The 17384-nt window shown below is 68.7% G+C and carries 19 protein-coding genes and 1 other RNA gene; 8 read left to right on the top strand and 12 right to left on the bottom strand.

Annotated elements, in window-relative coordinates; all coding sequences use genetic code 11:
• Positions 1-10 precede the first annotated feature (10 nt).
• Together rnhA and VEC03_RS18560 are read right to left on the bottom strand one after the other, a co-directional pair.
• Complete coding sequence (rnhA, locus tag VEC03_RS18565) at positions 11-472, bottom strand: ribonuclease HI (RefSeq protein ID WP_324918673.1); 462 nt, start codon at positions 470-472, stop codon at positions 11-13.
• Positions 469-1257: a class I SAM-dependent methyltransferase gene (locus VEC03_RS18560; protein ID WP_324918670.1), complete on the bottom strand. Its 789-nt coding sequence runs from the start codon at positions 1255-1257 to the stop codon at positions 469-471. The genes rnhA and VEC03_RS18560 overlap by 4 nt, the downstream gene beginning before the upstream one ends.
• Here VEC03_RS18560 and gloB point away from each other — a divergent pair.
• The 4 genes from gloB to VEC03_RS18540 all read left to right on the top strand — a co-directional run bounded on the left by gloB (position 1256) and on the right by VEC03_RS18540 (position 5713).
• Positions 1256-2026 (top strand): hydroxyacylglutathione hydrolase, encoded by a 771-nt coding sequence (gloB, locus tag VEC03_RS18555; RefSeq protein ID WP_324918667.1) that lies wholly within the window; start codon positions 1256-1258, stop codon positions 2024-2026. The two genes, VEC03_RS18560 and gloB, sit on opposite strands and share 2 nt — an antisense overlap.
• Positions 2023-3525 carry a transglycosylase SLT domain-containing protein gene (locus tag VEC03_RS18550; protein WP_324918664.1) on the top strand — a complete coding sequence of 501 codons (1503 nt, stop codon included), beginning with the start codon at positions 2023-2025 and terminating at the stop codon, positions 3523-3525. Before gloB ends, VEC03_RS18550 begins: the two co-directional genes overlap by 4 nt.
• 276 nt (positions 3526-3801) lie before the next feature.
• Positions 3802-4368: a dTDP-4-dehydrorhamnose 3,5-epimerase family protein gene (locus VEC03_RS18545; protein WP_324918662.1), complete on the top strand. Its 567-nt coding sequence runs from the start codon at positions 3802-3804 to the stop codon at positions 4366-4368.
• Between the two features lie 10 nt (positions 4369-4378).
• Positions 4379-5713 carry an NAD(P)H-dependent oxidoreductase gene (locus VEC03_RS18540; RefSeq protein WP_324918659.1) on the top strand — a complete coding sequence of 445 codons (1335 nt, stop codon included), beginning with the start codon at positions 4379-4381 and terminating at the stop codon, positions 5711-5713.
• 52 nt (positions 5714-5765) lie between these two features.
• Here the strand turns inward: VEC03_RS18540 and VEC03_RS18535 are convergent, their stop codons facing one another.
• The 10 genes from VEC03_RS18535 to dnaX form a co-directional block, all read right to left on the bottom strand.
• Positions 5766-6803: an NAD-dependent epimerase/dehydratase gene (locus VEC03_RS18535; protein WP_324918656.1), complete on the bottom strand. Its 1038-nt coding sequence runs from the start codon at positions 6801-6803 to the stop codon at positions 5766-5768.
• Between the two features lie 10 nt (positions 6804-6813).
• Entirely contained in the window at positions 6814-7521 is a 708-nt protein-coding gene (locus VEC03_RS18530) for a PIG-L deacetylase family protein (RefSeq protein WP_324918653.1), read from the bottom strand.
• 7 nt (positions 7522-7528) lie between these two features.
• A complete protein-coding gene (locus tag VEC03_RS18525) occupies positions 7529-8332 on the bottom strand; it encodes a glucose-1-phosphate cytidylyltransferase (protein ID WP_324918650.1) in 804 nt (267 codons plus the stop codon).
• A gap of 151 nt (positions 8333-8483) precedes the next feature.
• The gene (locus VEC03_RS18520; protein WP_324918721.1) at positions 8484-9323 is read right to left on the bottom strand and encodes an ABC transporter permease; all 840 of its coding nucleotides are present in this window, start codon (positions 9321-9323) and stop codon (positions 8484-8486) included.
• A 2-nt stretch (positions 9324-9325) separates the two neighbouring features.
• Complete coding sequence (locus tag VEC03_RS18515) at positions 9326-10138, bottom strand: ABC transporter ATP-binding protein (protein WP_324918647.1); 813 nt, start codon at positions 10136-10138, stop codon at positions 9326-9328.
• Positions 10139-10243: 105 nt separating this feature from the next.
• Positions 10244-11287, bottom strand: a complete 1044-nt coding sequence (locus VEC03_RS18510) for an ABC transporter substrate-binding protein (RefSeq protein ID WP_324918644.1) — start codon at positions 11285-11287, stop codon at positions 10244-10246.
• A 149-nt stretch (positions 11288-11436) separates the two neighbouring features.
• On the bottom strand, positions 11437-11844 hold the full coding sequence (locus VEC03_RS18505) for an MAPEG family protein (protein ID WP_324918641.1): 408 nt from the start codon (positions 11842-11844) through the stop codon (positions 11437-11439).
• 70 nt (positions 11845-11914) lie between these two features.
• Complete coding sequence (gene recR / locus VEC03_RS18500) at positions 11915-12502, bottom strand: recombination mediator RecR (RefSeq protein WP_324918637.1); 588 nt, start codon at positions 12500-12502, stop codon at positions 11915-11917.
• Position 12503: 1 nt separating this feature from the next.
• Positions 12504-12836 carry a YbaB/EbfC family nucleoid-associated protein gene (locus VEC03_RS18495; protein WP_324918635.1) on the bottom strand — a complete coding sequence of 111 codons (333 nt, stop codon included), beginning with the start codon at positions 12834-12836 and terminating at the stop codon, positions 12504-12506.
• Between the two features lie 50 nt (positions 12837-12886).
• Positions 12887-14776, bottom strand: coding sequence for a DNA polymerase III subunit gamma/tau (dnaX, locus tag VEC03_RS18490; RefSeq protein WP_324918634.1), 1890 nt, complete (start codon positions 14774-14776; stop codon positions 12887-12889).
• A 74-nt stretch (positions 14777-14850) separates the two neighbouring features.
• On the opposite strand from dnaX, the gene ffs reads away from it, so the two are divergent.
• The 4 genes from ffs to VEC03_RS18470 all read left to right on the top strand — a co-directional run bounded on the left by ffs (position 14851) and on the right by VEC03_RS18470 (position 17310).
• An RNA gene (gene ffs, locus VEC03_RS18485) (signal recognition particle sRNA small type) lies at positions 14851-14947 on the top strand.
• Positions 14948-15096: 149 nt separating this feature from the next.
• The gene (gene trxA / locus VEC03_RS18480) at positions 15097-15429 is read left to right on the top strand and encodes a thioredoxin TrxA (protein WP_324918632.1); all 333 of its coding nucleotides are present in this window, start codon (positions 15097-15099) and stop codon (positions 15427-15429) included.
• A 205-nt stretch (positions 15430-15634) separates the two neighbouring features.
• Positions 15635-16900: a transcription termination factor Rho gene (rho, locus tag VEC03_RS18475; protein ID WP_324918629.1), complete on the top strand. Its 1266-nt coding sequence runs from the start codon at positions 15635-15637 to the stop codon at positions 16898-16900.
• A 149-nt stretch (positions 16901-17049) separates the two neighbouring features.
• On the top strand, positions 17050-17310 hold the full coding sequence (locus VEC03_RS18470) for a type B 50S ribosomal protein L31 (protein ID WP_324918626.1): 261 nt from the start codon (positions 17050-17052) through the stop codon (positions 17308-17310).
• The last annotated feature ends 74 nt before the right edge of the window (positions 17311-17384 follow it).

Raw genomic sequence — 17384 nt, 5'->3', positions numbered from 1 at the left:
TACCGTGGCTTTACAGGGCGGCCCGGCGGGAACCCAGGGCCAGCTCGACGCCGCGGTTGGCCAGCGCATCCGCCCGCTCGTTGCCGGGGTCGCCGTTGTGGCCGCGCACCCAGCGCCAGTCGATGACGTGGCCGCTGTCCTGCACCAGCTGGTCGAGCTGCTGCCAGAGCTCGACGTTCTTGACCGGCGCCTTGCTGGCCGTGCGCCAGCCCTTGGCCTTCCAGCCCGGCAGCCATTCGGTCATGCCCTTGAGCACGTACTGGCTGTCCAGGTACAGCGTGACGTTGCAGGGCCGCTTCAGTGCCGAAAGGCCCTGGATCACGGCCATCAGTTCCATGCGGTTGTTGGTGGTGCTGCGCTCGCCGCCGAACAGCTCCTTCTCGGTGGCGCCGGACTGCAGCAGCACCCCCCAGCCACCCGGCCCGGGGTTGCCCTTGCAGGCGCCGTCGGTGTAGATCACGACCTGGTTCAAGAAATCTCCTGCTGCATCTCGGGCTGCGGGCGCCGGTTGGCCAGCGGCACCGGGGCGGTGGCGATGGACTTGGCCGGCTTCCAGAGCCGGCCGACCAGCTTCATGCCGCGCACCCGCTTGGTGGCGACCACGAAATAGACCGCCCCGAAGATCGGCCACCAGCGCTCGCCCACCGGGTCCATCCACTCGAACCGTTCCAGCCAGCGCTCGGTGGACAGGGCCGGCCGGTAGCAGCCGAAGCTGCCGGTCTCGACCTCGAAATTGAGCAGCCGCAGCCAGTCGCGCAGGCGCCGGTAGCCGATGAACTCGCCCGCGTCGGGCAAATACAGCTGGCCGAATCCGAGCCGCCGGTACAAATGCGCGCGCCGCTGGCGCAGGCCCCACAGGCTGGCCGGATTGAGGCAGGAAATCACGACCTTGCCTTCCGGCACCAGGACGCGTTCGACCTCGCGCAGCGTGGCGTGCGGGTCCAGATTGAGTTCCAGCGAGTGCGGCAGCACCACCAGGTCGAGGCTGTTGGCCTCGAACGGCAGGGCGGCATAGTCGGTGAGCAGCGAAGGGCGCCGCGTGCCGTCGTCCAGCGGGCGCAGGTGGCGCAGCCCCAGCCAGCGGTGCGGCATCCGGTTGGCGGCGAGCGCGTCGAGTTCCGGCAGCCCGAGCTGCAGCGCGTGGTAGCCGAAGATGTCGCTGACGGCGCGATCGAATTCGGCCCGCTCCCAGGCCAGCACGTGCCGGCCCGGCGGGGTCTCGAACCACTCGTGCATTCCTATAATCGCATCGCTCATGAAGTTGATTCCCCTGCCCGCCTTCCAGGACAACTATCTCTGGGTGTTGCACGACGGACATCGGGCGCTGGTGGTCGACCCGGGCGACGCGCAGCCGGTGGTCGATTTCCTCTCCCGCACCGGCCTGCAACTCGAGGCGATTCTAGTCACGCACCACCACCCCGACCACATCGGCGGGCTGGTGCCCTTGCGCGATGCCACGGGTGCCGCGGTCTTCGGGCCGGCGCGCGAAGCCATCCCGGGCCCGCTGCAGCGGCTGTCGCAGGGCGACAGCGCAACCGTGCTCGGCCTGCGCTTCCAGGTCATCGACGTGCCGGGCCACACCGCCGGCCACATCGCGTACTTCACCGACGATGACGACGGCGGCCCGCTGCTGTTCTGCGGCGACACGCTGTTCTCCGGCGGCTGCGGACGGCTGTTCGAAGGCACGCCGGCCCAGATGCTGGCCTCGCTGGATGCGCTGGCCGCGCTGCCCGATGCCACGCGGGTGTGCTGCGCACACGAGTACACCCTCTCCAACCTGCGCTTCGCCCGTGCCGTCGAGCCCGGCAACGAGGCGCTGGCCGCCTACCAGCGGCACTGCGAAGACCTTCGCGCACGCGGCGAGCCCACCCTGCCGGCGCTGCTGGGCGAGGAGAAGCGCATCAACCCCTTCCTGCGCAGCCGCGAGCCCGCCGTGGTCCGCTCCGCGCAGGCCTTCAATGGCACCACCGGGGATGACGTGGCCGTGTTCGCCGCCATCCGCCAGTGGAAGAACGAATTCCGATGAGAGTCCTGCTGCAGGCCGCCGGCCTGGCGATCACGCTCTGGCTGGCCGGCTGTGCAAGCACGCCGGGCGCCGACGCCCCCTCCTCCCGCGCGAGCGGCGCCGAAGAACCGACCACCGCTGCCACGGTGCCTGCCGGCCCTCCGGTGGTGCCCAGCGGGCCGCTCACGCCGATCACGACCGTCCACGCGACGTCGCTCAACGTCGTCCCCCTGCAGCCGCCGGCCGACCTGTGGGAGCGCATCCGCGCCGGCTTCGCCATCCCCGACATCGACTCGGACCTCGTGCGCCAGCACGAGCAGTGGTACGCCAGCCGGCCCGAGTACATGCAGCGCATGACGGACCGCTCGCGCAAGTACCTGTTCCACATCGTCGAGGAACTGGAGCGGCGCGGCATGCCCAGCGAGCTGGCGCTGCTGCCCTACATCGAGAGCGCCTTCAACCCGCAGGCGGTCTCCAGCGCGCGCGCCGCCGGCATGTGGCAGTTCATGCCGGCCACCGGGCGCGACTACGACCTGCGCCAGAACTTCTTCCGCGACGACCGCCGCAACGTGCTGGCGTCCACGCGCGCCGCGCTCGACTACCTGCAGCGCCTGTACGGCATGTTCGGCGACTGGCACCTGGCGCTGGCCGCCTACAACTGGGGCGAAGGCAGCGTGAGCCGCGCCATCGCCGCCAACAAGCGCCGCGGGCTGGGCACGCGCTACGTCGACCTGAAGATGCCGGCCGAGACGCGCAACTACGTGCCCAAGCTGCTGGCGGTCAAGAACATCATCTCCGACCCCGACAAGTTCCGCGCCGAGCTGCCGGTCATCGAGAACCACCCGTACTTCGACGTGGTGACGGTGGACCGCGACATCGACATCGAGCTGGCGGCCAAGCTGGCCGACGTGCAGCTGGCCGACTTCAAGGCCCTGAACCCGCAGCTCAACCGGCCGGTCATCCTGGCGGCGGGCACGCCGCAGATCCTGCTGCCCTGGGACAACGCCAAGGTGTTCACCCGCAACCTGGCCGAGTACAGCGAGGGCCGCTTCGCCAGCTGGACGGCATGGACCGTTCCCCGGACCATGAGCGTGGCCGAGGTCGCCCGGCGGGTGGACATGAGCGAGGCCGACCTGCGCAGCGTCAACACCATCCCGCCGCGCATGCTGATCAAGGCCGGCTCGGTGCTGGTGGTGCCGCGCCCGCCCAACATGCAGGACGACGTCGCCAGCCACGTGGCGGACAACGGCCAGCTGGCGCTGGCGCCCGAGGTGACCCTGCGCCGGCGCGTGGTCAGGGCCGGCAAGCGCGACTCGGTGGCCACCATCGCCCGGCGCTACCGCGTGACGGCTGCGCAGGTCGCCGACTGGAACGACGTGGCGACCGGCGCCCGCTTCAAGCCGGGGGAGAAGGTCGTGGTCTACGTGCCCGTCCGTGCCAAGGCGACCGCCTCCAAGCGCAGCGGGGTGAAGCCGGTCAGCACGCGCAAGAAGTCGGTCGCCAAGAAGCGGCGTCGCTGAGCCCGCGCTGCCCGCGGTGGCAGCTCTTCGAAGGCGCGAGGCCTCGGGTCGCAACGCGACCTTGCCCGCCGACTCCTGTATCGAACGTATGTGCTTGTGAACGCCGCGCGCGCGCAGCCGGCGGAACACATGAGCTTGGGCCCGGCGTGGCTTGCGACTCCGCGCTGCCTCGCCCTGCCGATGAGGCGCGGTCCCCCGGCGCCCAAACATACAAATTGACGGGCCCACGACGGCAGACGGTTTCTCACAATCCAGTCACGGAAGGTGAAACCACACATGCGATTTACCGAAACCAGCCTCCCCGGCGCGTTCATCATCGACATCGAGCCGCGAACGGACAACCGGGGGTTCTTCGCCCGGGCCTTCTGCCAGCGGGAGTTCGAGGAACATGGGCTCAAGCCGGTGATCGCCCAGGCCAACATTGCGTTCAACATCCAGCGAGGGACGCTGCGAGGCATGCATTTCCAGTTCCCGCCCTACGCGGAAACCAAGGTGGTCCGGGCCACCCGGGGCGCGATCCTCGACATCATCGTCGACCTGCGGCCGGAGAGCCCCACCTACCTGCGGTCCATCGCCGTCGAGCTGACCGCGGACAACCACCGGGCGCTCTACGTGCCCGAGCGGTTCGCCCACGGTTACCAGACCCTGGTGGACGACACCGAGACGAGCTACCAGGTCGGCGAGTTCTATGCCCCCGGCGTCGAGAGCGGGCTGTCGCCCTTCGATCCGGCGCTCCGGTTGGAATGGCCCTTGCCGGTGACCGAGATGTCGCCCAAGGACCGGGCGTGGACCGCGCTGGCCGAGGTCGGGGACACGGTGCGCCAGCGCATGACCCTTTCGTGAGAGGTGCACGATGATCATCGTCGACAACGCGCTTCAGAGGCTGGCGGCGCTGGACGCGCCGATCCGCGTGGGCATGGTGGGGGCCGGGTTCATGGCCCAGGGCCTGACCAACCAGATCGAGAACAGCGTGCCGGGAATGCGCATGGCCGCGATCTACAACCGCAGGCCCGAGCGAGCCCGGCACTGCTACGAGTATTCGGGCCGCACGCCCGTCATGGCCGGCAGCCAGTCGGCCTTCGATGCCGCGGTCGAGGCGCGCCAGGCGGTGGTCGCGGAGGATCCGTTCCTCATCACCCGCTCGCCGCACATCGACATCGTGGTGGACACGACCGGCTCGGTCGAGTTCGGCTCGCACGTCATCCTGGACGCCTTCAAGCACGGCAAGTCCGTGGTGCTGATGAATGCCGAGGTCGATGCGACCATAGGCCCCATCCTGCGCGTGTACGCGAAGCAGCACGGCCAGATCCTGTCGGCCTGCGACGGCGACGAACCCGGCGTCCAGATGAACCTGGTGCGCTGGGTGCGCGGGCTCGGGCTCAAGCCGCGGCTGGTGGGCAACGTCAAGGGCCTGCAGGACCCCTACCGCAACCCCACCACCCAGCAGGGCTGGGCCGAACGCTGGGGCCAGAACGCAGCCATGGTGACCTCCTTCGCGGACGGCTCCAAGATCAGCTTCGAGCAGGCCATAGTGGCCAACGCCACCGGCTTCGGCGTGCTGCAACGGGGCATGTCGCGCGGCCTGAAGTACGACGGCAGCATCATGGACATCGCCAAGCTGTACGACGTCGAGCAGCTGCGGGCCATGGGCGGCGCGATCGACTACACGGTGGGCCCCAGCCTCATCAAGGTGTTCGTGCTGGCCGAGCACGAGGACCCCAAGCAGCGGCACTACCTCAACCTCTACAAGATGGGCGAAGGGCCGCTCTACCCGTTCTGGACGCCCTACCACCTGGTCCATTTCGAGTGCCCCAACGCGATCGCGCGGGTGCACGTGTTCCAGGACGAACTCGCACCGCCGCTCGGCGGGCCGGTGGTGGAAGTCTGCGCGGTCGCCAAGCGCGACCTGAAGGCCGGGGAGACGCTCGACGAGTACGGCATGTACATGACGTACGGCGAGGCCGCCAATGCACGGGAGATGTGCGAGAACCGCTACCTGCCCGAAGGCCTGGTGCAGGGCTGCCGCCTCAAGCGCGACATTGGCCAAAACCAGGTGCTGACCTACGACGACGTCGAGCTGCCGCCCGACCGGCTGGCCGACCGCCTGCGCGCCGAGCAGTACGCCCACTTCATGGGCGAGACCTGGCTGGCCGACCTGCTGCAGGAGCGGCAGGCGCTTGCGGCCTGATGGGCCGGGCGCCCGCTCCTGCGCTGGTTCGGCGCGGGAGCGGGGCAAATGATCAATAGCGCCAGAACAGCCGCTCGTCGACCTGGCCCGTGGTCCTCAGGTACTTGATCTGCTTGAGGCGGGTGAAGGGCCGCGCGGCGAAGCCGTCGGCGTCCAGGCCGATGCGCTCGAACACATCGTGCAGCTGGCGGGCCCCCTTGGCCGCATCCCATGCACAGCGGAACGTGGGCAGCCGCTCGTGGATCTTGGCGAAGCTGACGCGGTAGCTGCGGTTGTCGCCACCCGAGGGGCCGAAGGACACCTCGCAGGCGGGATAGACGTCCGCGACGATCTTCGCGATCTCGCGCACCTGGTAGTTGTCGGCGTCGTGGCCCACGTTGAACACCTCGCCATGCACGGCGTCTGTCGGGGCCTCCAGCACGCAGGCGATCGCCTCGCAGATGTCCAGCACGTGCACCAGTGGGCGCCATGGCGTCCCGTCGCTGGTCATCACGATGCGCCCGGCGGTCGCCGCGATGCCGCACAGGTTGTTGAGGACGATGTCGAACCGCATTCGCGGCGAGGCCCCATAGGCGGTGGCGTTGCGCAGGAACGTGGGGGAGAACGTGGCCGAGGCCATCGCGCCCACGTCACGTTCCACCAGCGTCTTGCACTTGGCATAGGCCGTCTGCGGGTTGACCGGCGAACGCTCGGTCATGGGCTCGGCGCCGTCGGCGACGCCGTACACGCTGCACGACGAGGTGTAGACGAAGCGCCGCACGCCGGCGTCGCGGGCCAGCTGGGCCAGCCGCACCGAGGCCCGGTGGTTGATCCCGAAGGTCAGTTCCGGGTCGTTCTCGCCGAGCGGGTCGTTCGACAGCTCGGCCAGGTGCACGACGGCATCGATGCCCTGCAGGTCCGCGGCCTCGATCTCGCGGATGTCGCGGTTGACGGTGCGCGGGAAGCCGGGGACCAGCCCGCGGTCGCTGAACAGCCAGCCGTCGCGGTAGTAGCCGGTGTCCATGCCGACCACGTCGTGGCCTCGTGCCTGCAGCAGGGGGGCGAGCAGGCAGCCGATATAGCCTTCCACGCCGGTGACGAGCAATTTCATCGAAGGGGCCTCATGAGGAGCGGGTTGATGGATGCAGGCTCATACCCGGCGCAGCACGACCGGGCGCGCCGGACAGCATGAACTTGCGGCAGTAGAAGGCTTCGGCATACCGCGCGGCGCACTCGACGCCGCGCAGCCGCATGAGCGCGAGGAAGGTGTCCGGCGTGAGCCAGGCCTTGTTGCGCTCGCTCTGGAACGCCTCGCAGATCAGGGCGGCCTTGCGTTCGCAGACCTCCGGCTCCAGCGGCACGAAGCAGTTGGGTGTGCCCAGGTCGCCGTCGTACTTCGGGATCTCGTACTCGAGGATGAGGTGATGGCGCCAGGTGTTCCAGGTCAGGTCGCTGATGGTGCGGTGGTCCTGGTGGCGGTCGTCGCGGTGGTGCGTGAAGACGAGGTCGAAATCGGCCTCCTTCTTCAGCACCTCGAAGGCCTCCTTGATCTGGGCACCCTGGTAGGGGAAGTAGCCGTCGCGGAAGGCGTGCACCGTCACCTGCTGGGCGCCCGCCCCCTGCAGGAACGTCGCCGCGCTCGCACGTGCCTCGCGCTCGCGCTGCGGGTTGGAGGCGAAGACGACCCAGCGCACGTCCACGCCGGGCCGCAAGGCCAGCAGCTGCAGAACGGTGCCCCCGCAGCCGATCTCGATGTCGTCGCAGTGCGCGCCGAGGAACAGGACCCGCAGCGGCCTGGCCGGGTCCTGGAGCAGCGGCAGCGGCAGCATGGCCGGCTCAGTGCGCCGCGACTGCAGCCGGGGCCCCGGACCGCCAGATCTCCCACGGCGCCGTGCCGCTGGCGTACAGGCTCTCCAGCTGCTGCTTGTCCTTGTGGGTGTCCATGCTGGCCCAGAAGCCGTCGTAGACGTAGCCCACCAGCTGCTGCTCGCGTGCCAGCCGGCGGAAGGGCTCCTCGACCAGTTCCTCCCGGTCCTGCATGTACTCGAAGATCTCCTTGCGGAAGATGAAGAAGCCGCCGTTGATCCGCAGCCCGCCGTTGTTGATCGGCTGGATGTCCGAAACCAGGTGGGTGCCCTCCTGGAGCGACACGACGTGGTAGCTCAGGTTGGGGCGGACGCACAGGAAGCTGGCCACCCGCCCCTGCGCGTGGAAATCGTCCAGGTACCTGGGCAGCGACAGGTCGGTCAGCCCGTCGCTGTAGTTCGCCATGAACTCGTCCTCGCCTTCGAGGTACTTCTGGACGGCCTTGAGCCGCTGCCCGATGTTGGAGGAGACGCCGGTGTCGGCGAAGGTGATGCGCCAGTCCTCGATGTCCCGGCTCATCAGCTCCAGCTTCTTGCCACCGCCGGACAGCACGAAGTCATTGGAGACGCACTCGTTGTAGTCCAGGAAGTAGCTCTTGATCGCGTCCGCGCGGTGGCCGAGGCAGAGGATGAAGTCCTTGTGCCCGAAGTGGGCGTAGTACTTCATCACGTGCCACAGCAGCGGCCGCTGGCCGATCCGCACCAGGGGCTTGGGCAGGTTCTCGGCATCCCGGATGCGCATCCCCAGACCGCCACAAAACAGTACGACCTTCATGCCCGTTGCCCTGCCGATGTGCCGGCGCACCCGCCCCATGCAGGTGCGAAACCGGATCGCAGTTTGCGGGCAGCCGAGATTGATCGGATTGCCGCTTGGCGGCCGTTTCAGTCCTTACGCTTTGCCACTGGAAGACCTCGCGGCCGTGACGCTAGAGCTTCTCGGTCTCGCCTGCCTTCGGCTGCCACTTCATGAGGCGCTTCTCGATGCGGCCGACCAGCCCATCCAGCACCAGCGCGAACGCCGTCAGCACCACGATGCCCGCGAACACCGTGTTGACGTCGAACGTCCCTTCGGCCTGCAGGATGAGGTAGCCGACGCCGCGCGCGGAGCCGAGGTACTCGCCCACCACCGCGCCGACGAAGGCCAGGCCGACGGAAGTGTGCAGGCTGGAGAACACCCAACTGGTGGCGCTGGGCAGGTACACGGTGCGCAGCAGCTGGCGCTGGTTGGCGCCCAGCATGCGGGCATTGGCCAGCACCACCGGGCTGACTTCGCGCACGCCCTGGTAGACGTTGAAGAAGACGATGAAGAACACCAGCGTCACGGCCAGTGCCACCTTGCTCCAGATGCCCAGCCCGAACCACAGGCCGAAGATGGGCGCCAGGATCACGCGCGGCATGGAGTTGGCCGCCTTCACGTAGGGGTCGAGGATGGCGCTGGCCGTCGGAGCCAGCGCCAGCCACAGCCCGAAGGCCAGCCCCAGCAGCGTGCCGATGCCGAAGGCCAGCACCGTCTCCAGCAGCGTGACCCCCAGGTGGATGTAGATGTCGGCCCGGCCTTCCAGCCCCTCGGGGAACAGCGCGTTGGCGGGCAGGCCGAAGGGCAGGAACCACGACCAGATGCGGCCCGCCACCTTGATCGGCTCGCCGATGAAGAAGGCGGTCTGCTCGTTGCGCGAGGCCAGTTGCCAGATGGCCAGCACCAGGACCAGCACGCCGACCTGCCAGCCACGCAGGTTCCGCTCGTTGGGGCGCAGGGTGGTCCACATGGTCATGCCGCCTTCTGCAGTTGTTGCGCGTAGCCCTTGAGCACTTCCTCGCGCAGCTCGCCCCAGATGCGCGCGTGCAGTTCCACGAAGCGCGGCTGGTTGCGCACTTCGGCCACGTCGCGCGGGCGCGGCAGGTCGATGGCGAACTCGCCGATCGGGCGTGTGGCCGGACCCGCGGACAGCACCACCACCCGGTCGCTCATCGCGATGGCCTCGTCGAGGTCGTGCGTGATGAACAGCACGGCCTTCTTCTTCGCGGCCCAGAGTTCCAGCACCTCGTTCTCCATCAGCTGGCGCGTCTGGATGTCCAGCGCCGAGAAGGGTTCGTCCATCAGGATGATGTCGGGGTCCAGCGCCAGCACCTGCGCCAGCGCGGTGCGCTTGCGCATGCCGCCCGAGAGCTGGTGCGGGTAGCGATCCTCGAAGCCGGCCAGGCCCACGCGCGCCAGCCAGGCCCGGGCCTGCTCGCGCGCGTCGGCGTCCGCCACGCCGCGGTACTGCAGGCCCAGCATCACGTTGTCGATCGCGCTGCGCCACGGCATCAGTGCCTCGGTCTGGAACATGTAGCCGGCGCGGCGGTTCAGCCCCACCAGCGGTTCGCCGAACACCCGCACTTCGCCCGACGAGGCCTGCAGCAGGCCGGCGCCCACGTTCAGCAGCGTGGACTTGCCGCAGCCGGTGGGTCCCACCACCGACACGAATTCGCCGGCGGCGATGCGCAAGGTGGTGCCGGCCACCGCGGTGTAGCGCTGGCCGGGATCGTCCTTGGACCGGAAGGTGACGGTGATGTCCTGCAGTTCGAGCGCGTGCGGCATGGGCGCAAGCCTACCAAACCGAAGAGCCAGGCCGGCCGAACGAATGCCGGGCGGAGCCCCAGAAAAAAGCCGGCCTGCCGGCCGGCCCTGAGGAGAGGCGGCGCGTCAAGCCTTGTACTTGTCCTTGGCGCGGCGCGCGAACTCGTTGGTGTAGGTCTTGGCCAGGTCGATGCTGTCGCTCTTGATCGTCGGCACGAAGCTGGAGAGCGCCCGCAGCGCCGTGCGCGCGCCCTCGTCGGGCAGCACGCCGTCCAGCGAGATGGCCTCACGCACCTTGTTGAAGGAGGCCAGGTACAGCGCGCGGTCGCCCAGCAGGTAGGCGTCGGGCACCGTCTTGATGATGTCGCTGGGGCCGGCCGTCTGCAGCCACTTGAGGGCGTGCACCACCGCATTGGCCAGCGCCTGGCAGGTGTTGGGGTTCTTCTGCACGAACTCGGCGTGCGTGTAGAAGCAGGCCGCGGGCATGGGGCCGCCGAAGACTTCCTGCGTGCCCTTGAGCGTGCGCGTGTCGCTGATGATCTTCACGTCGCCCTTCTGCTCCAGCATGGTCATCACCGGGTCGGTGTTGCTCATGGCGTCGATCTGGCCCGAGCGCAGCGCGGTCAGCGCGCCGGCCGAGGTGCCCACGCCGACGAAGCTGACGTCGGATGCCTTGAGGCCGGCACGCGAGAGCACCAGGTTGGCCACCATGTTGGTGGACGAACCGGGCGCCGACACGCCGATCTTCTTGCCGCGCAGGTCGGCCACGGACTTGTAGCCGGGCATCGCCTTGGTCGACACGCCCACGGCGATCTGGGGCGCGCGCCCCATCAGCACGATGGACTGGATGAACTGGTTCTTGCTTTGCAGGTTGATGGTGTGCTCGTAGGCGCCGCTGACCACGTCGGCGGAGCCCCCCATCAGCGCCTGCAGCGAGCGCGAGCCGCCGGCGAAGTCGGAGATCTCGACGTCCAGGCCCTCGGCCTTGAAGTAGCCGAGCTGCTCGGCGATGGTAAGCGGCAGGTAGTAGAAGGCCGCCTTGCCGCCCACGGCGATGGCGACCTTGGGCTTCTCGAGCCGGTTCTGCGCCCGTAGGGCGGGGGCCGCCAGCACGGCGGCGGTGGCGGTGGCCGCCAGGGTGAAACCGCGGCGGGTGATGGTGTTCTTCATTGACGTCGAGCCTCTCTGATTCAGCTCGGGCAAGGGTAGCCAGCGCCCCTGCCAACCGCATCCGGAACATCCCGTGCGGGTTTCCACGTAAACGCCGGCGCAGCGCGACGAGCCCTGCGTTTTTCGGTGCCGGCAGCAGGTCTTTCGCGCTACCGCAGCGCCGAGAACAGGATTGCGAGGTTCACAAGGAAAGCGGCGGCCCAGATGGCCGATCGCACCGTCGGCAAGCCGGCCACGTACATGGCGATGTAGATGGCCCGCAGCGTGACGAACAGCACAGCCAGGATGTCGATGCGCGTCTGCGGCGCGCCGAGCTGGTGCGCGATGATCACCGCGCCGATGAACAGCGGCAGCGCCTCGAAGCTGTTCGCCTGCGCGGCATTGGCGCGGGCGCGCCAGTCGGTCTGCCGCGCGAGCCAGCCGCGCGGATCGCGGTTGTCGAAACCGCCCTGGCTGCGCGGCTTGCCGAAACCGCCCGCCTTCGCCAGGTAGGCGCACGCATAGGGCAGCAGCGCGGCGACCAGCACGCACCAGTAGGCCACGGTGAATCGGCCCATCGCTCTTCTCCTCTTCCGTTCTTCAGGCGGCGTAGCCGTATGCGGCCACCGCCATATGCGGGTGGGCCATCTACCGGCGGTCCACTAGCGCGTGCGCGATGGTGCCCAGGTCCACGTATTCGAGTTCGCTGCCGGCCGGCACGCCCCGCGCCAGCCGCGTGACCGTCAGTCCGCGCTGCTTGAGCGCCTCGCCGATCACGTGCGCGGTGGCCTCGCCCTCGGCCGTGAAGTTGGTGGCCAGGATCACCTCCTGCACCACGCCGTCGGTAGCGCGCTCGAACAGCTTGCCCAGGCCGATGTCGCGCGGGCCGATGCCGTCGAGCGGGCTGAGCTTGCCCATCAGCACGAAGTAGCGCCCGCGGTAGGCGGCCGTGCGCTCCACCGCGGCCTGGTCGGCCGGGGTCTCCACCACGCACAGCTTGCCGGCGTCGCGCTGCGGGTCGCGGCAGGTGGGGCAGACCTCGTCCTCGGTGAAGGTGTGGCACAGGCTGCAGTGGCGCACCCGGGCCACCGCCTGGCTGAGGGCCTGCGCCAGCAGCTGTGCACCTTCGCGGTCATGCTGCAGCAGGTGGTAGGCCATGCGCGAGGCGGACTTCACGCCCACGCCGGGCAGCCGGCGCAGGGATTCGATCAGGGCGTTGAGCGAGGCGTCGGCCACCCTAGAACGGGAGCTTCATCCCGCCCGGCAGGCCCGGCATGCCCGCGGTGATCTTCGCCATCTTTTCCTGCGAAGTCTCCTCGGCCTTGCGCACGGCGGCATTGAACGCGGCCGCGACCAGGTCCTCGAGCATGTCCTTGTCGTCGGCCAGCAGGCTGGGATCGATCTCCACCCGCTTCACGTCGTGCTTGCAGGTCATCGTCACCTTGACCAGGCCCGCGCCGGACTCGCCCGTCACCTCGATGGTGGCGAGCTCCTCCTGCGCCTTCTTCAGGTTGTCCTGCATGGCCTGCGCCTGCTTCATCAGGCCGGCGAGTTGTCCCTTGTTGAACATGTGCTTCCTCTTGCGGCACGGCGCCGCATGCAATGGGTGGATTGTGCCCGTCAGCTGGTCCGGATGCCGCCCGGCGCGATCTTCGCGCCGAGGTCGCGCACGAGCTGCTGCACGAAGGGATCGTCCTGGACGGTCTGCTCGGCCTGCCGCTGGCGTTCGGCCGCCGCGGCGGCATTGCGACGCGCCGGGCTGTCGGAAACCGCGCCGATCTCGACGCCGAGCGTCACCTCGTGGCCGGCCGCGCGCAGCGCCGCCTGCAGCCGCTCGCGCGAGTTGCCCTGGTTGAGCGACTCGCGCTCCACCCGCAGCAGCCAATGGCCTTCGTCCCGCGCCAGCAGCTGGGACTGCAGCGCGAGTTCGCGCACCAGGGCGCCGATCGCATCGGCGGCCACCAGCTGCTGCACGGTGGCGTACCAGAAGTCGCCGTCCTCGCTGGGCGAGTAGGTGCTGGCGGGAACCGCCGCCTCGCGCACGGACTCCGGCTGCAGCCGCACCGGCATGCCCATGACTTGGGCGCCGGGCACAGCCCGCTCGGCCACGGGCCGCTGGGGCACGCGCGTGGGCGGTTCGACGACGGGCAGCACGTGGCCCGGCGGCGCAGTGGATTCGGGAGCGGCTGCCCGCGCGGGTGCGGGTGCGGGTGCGGGTGCGGGTATAGGCGAAGCGGCAGGCGCAACGACCGGTTGGGGGGCGGCCCTGGCGGCCGACGGCGGCGTCGCAGCAACTGCCCGCGCCGCTTCCACCGGAACGGCGCCCCCGTTCCCGCTTGCCGCCCTCGCCTCAGGCGGCGACGAGGCTGCGTTCAGAGTTTTTTTTTCCGCCGTGGCCGTGGCCGCCGCCGCGCCGGGCTTGAAGGCCAGCAGGCGCAGCAGGACCATGGTCAGGCCGGCGTACTCGTCCGGTGCCAGTCCCAGCTCGGCCCGGCCGTGCAGGCACATCGTGTAGAGCAGCTGCGTCTCGTCGGCCGGCATCAGCGCCGCCAAGCGTGCGATCTCAACCTGGTCGGGATCGTTGGCATCGCCGGCATCCGGCACTGCCTGCACGACGGCCATGCGTTGCAGCACCGCGGCCATCTCCTCCAGCGCCCCCGCCGCGGACAGCCCGTGGGTGCGCAGCGCTTCCGAGATCTCGAGCACCTCGCGCGCGGCGGCCGACGCCAGCGCCTCGACCAGCCGGAAGACGTGGGAGCGGTCCACGCTGCCAAGCATGCGGCGCACCGCGTCCTCCTGCAGCGTGCCTTCGCCAAACGCGATTGCCTGGTCGGTGAGCGACAGCGCATCGCGCATGGAGCCGCGCGCCGCCCGCGCCAGCAGGCGCAGGGCCTGCGGCTGCGCCGGCACGCCTTCGGCCGCCAGCACGCGCTCGAGGTGCTCCTGCACCGTCTCGGGCGCCATCGGCCGCAGGTTGAACTGCAGGCAGCGCGAGAGCACCGTGACCGGCACCTTCTGCGGGTCGGTGGTGGCCAGCACGAACTTGAGGTACTCGGGCGGCTCCTCCAGGGTCTTGAGCATGGCGTTGAACGCATGCCCGGTGAGCATGTGCACCTCGTCGATCATGAAGACCTTGAAGCGGCCCTGCACCGGCTTGTAGACGGCCTGTTCGAGTAGCGACTGCACCTCGTCGACCCCGCGGTTGGACGCCGCATCCAGCTCGGTGTAGTCGACGAAGCGGCCGGCGTCGATATCGGTGCACGCCTGGCACACGCCGCACGGCGTGGCCGTGATGCCGCCGGAACCGTCGGGGCCCTGGCAGTTGAGCGACTTGGCCAGGATGCGCGACACCGTGGTCTTGCCCACGCCCCGCGTGCCGGTGAACAGGTAGGCATGGTGCAGCCGCTGCTGCACCAGCGCGTTGGAGAGCGCCTGCACCACGTGCTCCTGGCCGACCATCTCGCCGAAGGTCTTCGGCCGGTACTTGCGGGCGAGCACGAGGTAGGACATCGCGGCGATTCTAAGGGTGGGGTCACGGCGCTCCACGACGCTGTCGGACCCTGCGCTCGCCTACAATCACCAGTGACGGGCCTCCCCGCATGGTGAAGCGGCCAACCGGGTCAGGTGGGGAACCAAGCAGCCCTAACTGCGGAGCCAGTGCCGGGGGTAAGGCTCGTCACCCTCCCCTTCCTTTTCCCCGATCGTCCGGCCATCACGGACCGGGCCTCGCTATCGGCTCGATATGGCCTGCGGGCCACGGCGAGAGGGGACAAGGCCTTTCTGCCAGAATCGTGCTCAACCCAGGCCTCGTACCCAAGAAAGGAATTCCCATGGCCAGCGACCTCATCAAGCACGTTTCCGACGCCAGCTTCGAAGCCGACGTCCTGAAGGCCGGCAAGCCTGTGCTGGTGGACTACTGGGCCGAGTGGTGCGGCCCGTGCAAGATGATCGCGCCCATCCTGGACGAGGTCTCCGCCGACTACCAGGACAAGCTGCAGATCGCCAAGATGAACGTGGACGAGAACCGCGACATCCCGGCCAAGTTCGGCATCCGCGGCATCCCCACGCTGATGCTGTTCAAGGACGGCCAGCTCGCCGCCACCAAGGTCGGCGCCCTGAGCAAGGCGCAGCTGAAGGCGTTCCTGGACCAGCAGCTCGGCTGACCCCTGCCTCTCCCCGCGGCCGCCGGGCCGCCCTCCCCCGGCCTGCTTTTCCTGCCCCTATAATTTCTTCGCTGACCCGCCGCAATGCCGGCGGCGGCTCCCCAGAGTTCCCGGTCTGCAAGGCGCCTTCCGCCTTGGCGAAAGACCCTCCCCCACAACACCGAATACAGCGCCCCGCCGGGGTGCACCCACCGCAGCCGCAGCCATGCATCTGAACGAACTCAAGGCGCTCCACGTCTCCGAAGTCCTCAAGCAAGCCGAAGAACTCGAGATCGAGAACACCGGCCGCATGCGCAAGCAGGAACTGATGTTCGCGATCATCAAGAAGCGCGCGCGGGCCGGCGAGCAGGTGTTCGCCGACGGGGTGCTGGAGATCCTGCCCGACGGCTTCGGCTTCCTGCGCAGCCCGGACACCAGCTACACGGCCAGCACCGACGACATCTACATCTCGCCCTCGCAGGTGCGCCGCTTCAACCTGCACACCGGCGACATGATCGAGGGCGAGGTGCGCACGCCCAAGGACGGCGAGCGCTACTTCGCGCTGACCAAGCTGGACAAGGTCAACGACGGCCCGCCCGAGCAGAACAAGCACAAGGTGATGTTCGAGGCCCTGACGCCGCTGTTCCCCAAGGAGCAGATGAAGCTCGAGCGCGAGAACTTCAAGGGCGACGAGAACATCACCGCCCGCATCATCGACATCATCGCGCCGATCGGGAAAGGCCAGCGCGCGCTGCTCGTGGCCCCGCCCAAGAGCGGCAAGACGGTGATGATGCAGCACATCGCGCACGCGATCGCGGCGAACTATCCCAAGAGCCACATGATGGTGTTGCTGGTGGACGAGCGCCCCGAGGAAGTCACCGAGATGCAGCGCTCGGTCCAGGGCGAGGTGATCGCCTCCACCTTCGACGAACCGGCCGCGCGCCACGTGCACGTGGCCGAGATGGTGATCGAGCGCGCCAAGCGCCTGGTGGAACTCAAGCGCGACGTGGTGATCCTGCTGGACTCGATCACCCGGCTGGCCCGCGCCTACAACAACGTGGTGCCCTCGTCGGGCAAGGTGCTCACCGGCGGCGTGGACGCCAACGCCCTGCAGCGGCCCAAGCGCTTCCTGGGCGCGGCGCGCAACGTGGAGGAAGGCGGCTCGCTGACCATCATCGCCACCGCGCTGATCGACACCGGCTCGCGCATGGACGAGGTGATCTTCGAGGAGTTCAAGGGCACCGGCAACTGCGAGATCCACCTGGACCGCCGCCTGTACGAGAAGCGCGTGTTCCCCTCGATCCAGCTTAATCGCTCCGGCACCCGCCGCGAGGAACTGCTGCTGGCCCCCGAGATCCTGCAGAAGACCCGCATCCTGCGCCAGTTCATGTACAACATGGACGAGATCGAGGCGATGGAAATGGTGCTCAAGTCGATGAAGGCCACCAAGACCAACGTGGAGTTCTTCGACATGATGCGCCGGGGCGGCTGAGCGCGCGGAATCCGCTGGCGCCAGCAGCCCGTCCCATTGCCGGCCGGGCCGACGCACATCCCGGCCCGCCGCTATAATGGCGGGCTTACCTGCGGAAAGTAGGCTGGACGTCCCGGCCCGGCTCCCGCACCCGAAACAAGGAATTCGCCATGGCCAAGGAAGGCATCCACCCGAACTACCGCGAAGTGCTCTTCGTGGACCTGTCCAACGGTTTCAAGTTCGTCACGCGCTCGTGCGTGGCGACCCGCGAGACGGGCAAGGCCGACGACGGCCGCGAACTGCCGCTCTTCAAGCTGGACACGTCCAGCGAGTCGCACCCCTTCTACACCGGCACCCAGAAGTCGGTGGACAACATGGGCGGCCGGGTCGAGAGGTTCCGCAACCGCTTCGGCAAGACGGCCGCCCGCTAAGGCGACGCCGTCCGCAGGGGGCAGCACGGGAGACCGCGCTGCCCTTTTTCTTGCCCGGACGGTACATGGCACAC

Source organism: Ramlibacter sp. (assembly GCF_035627355.1).
Taxonomy (GTDB): Bacteria; Pseudomonadota; Gammaproteobacteria; order Burkholderiales; family Burkholderiaceae_C; genus Ramlibacter.
The sequence above is the reverse complement of the archived record's forward strand: the minus strand, read 5'-3'. Positions and strand labels throughout refer to the sequence as shown.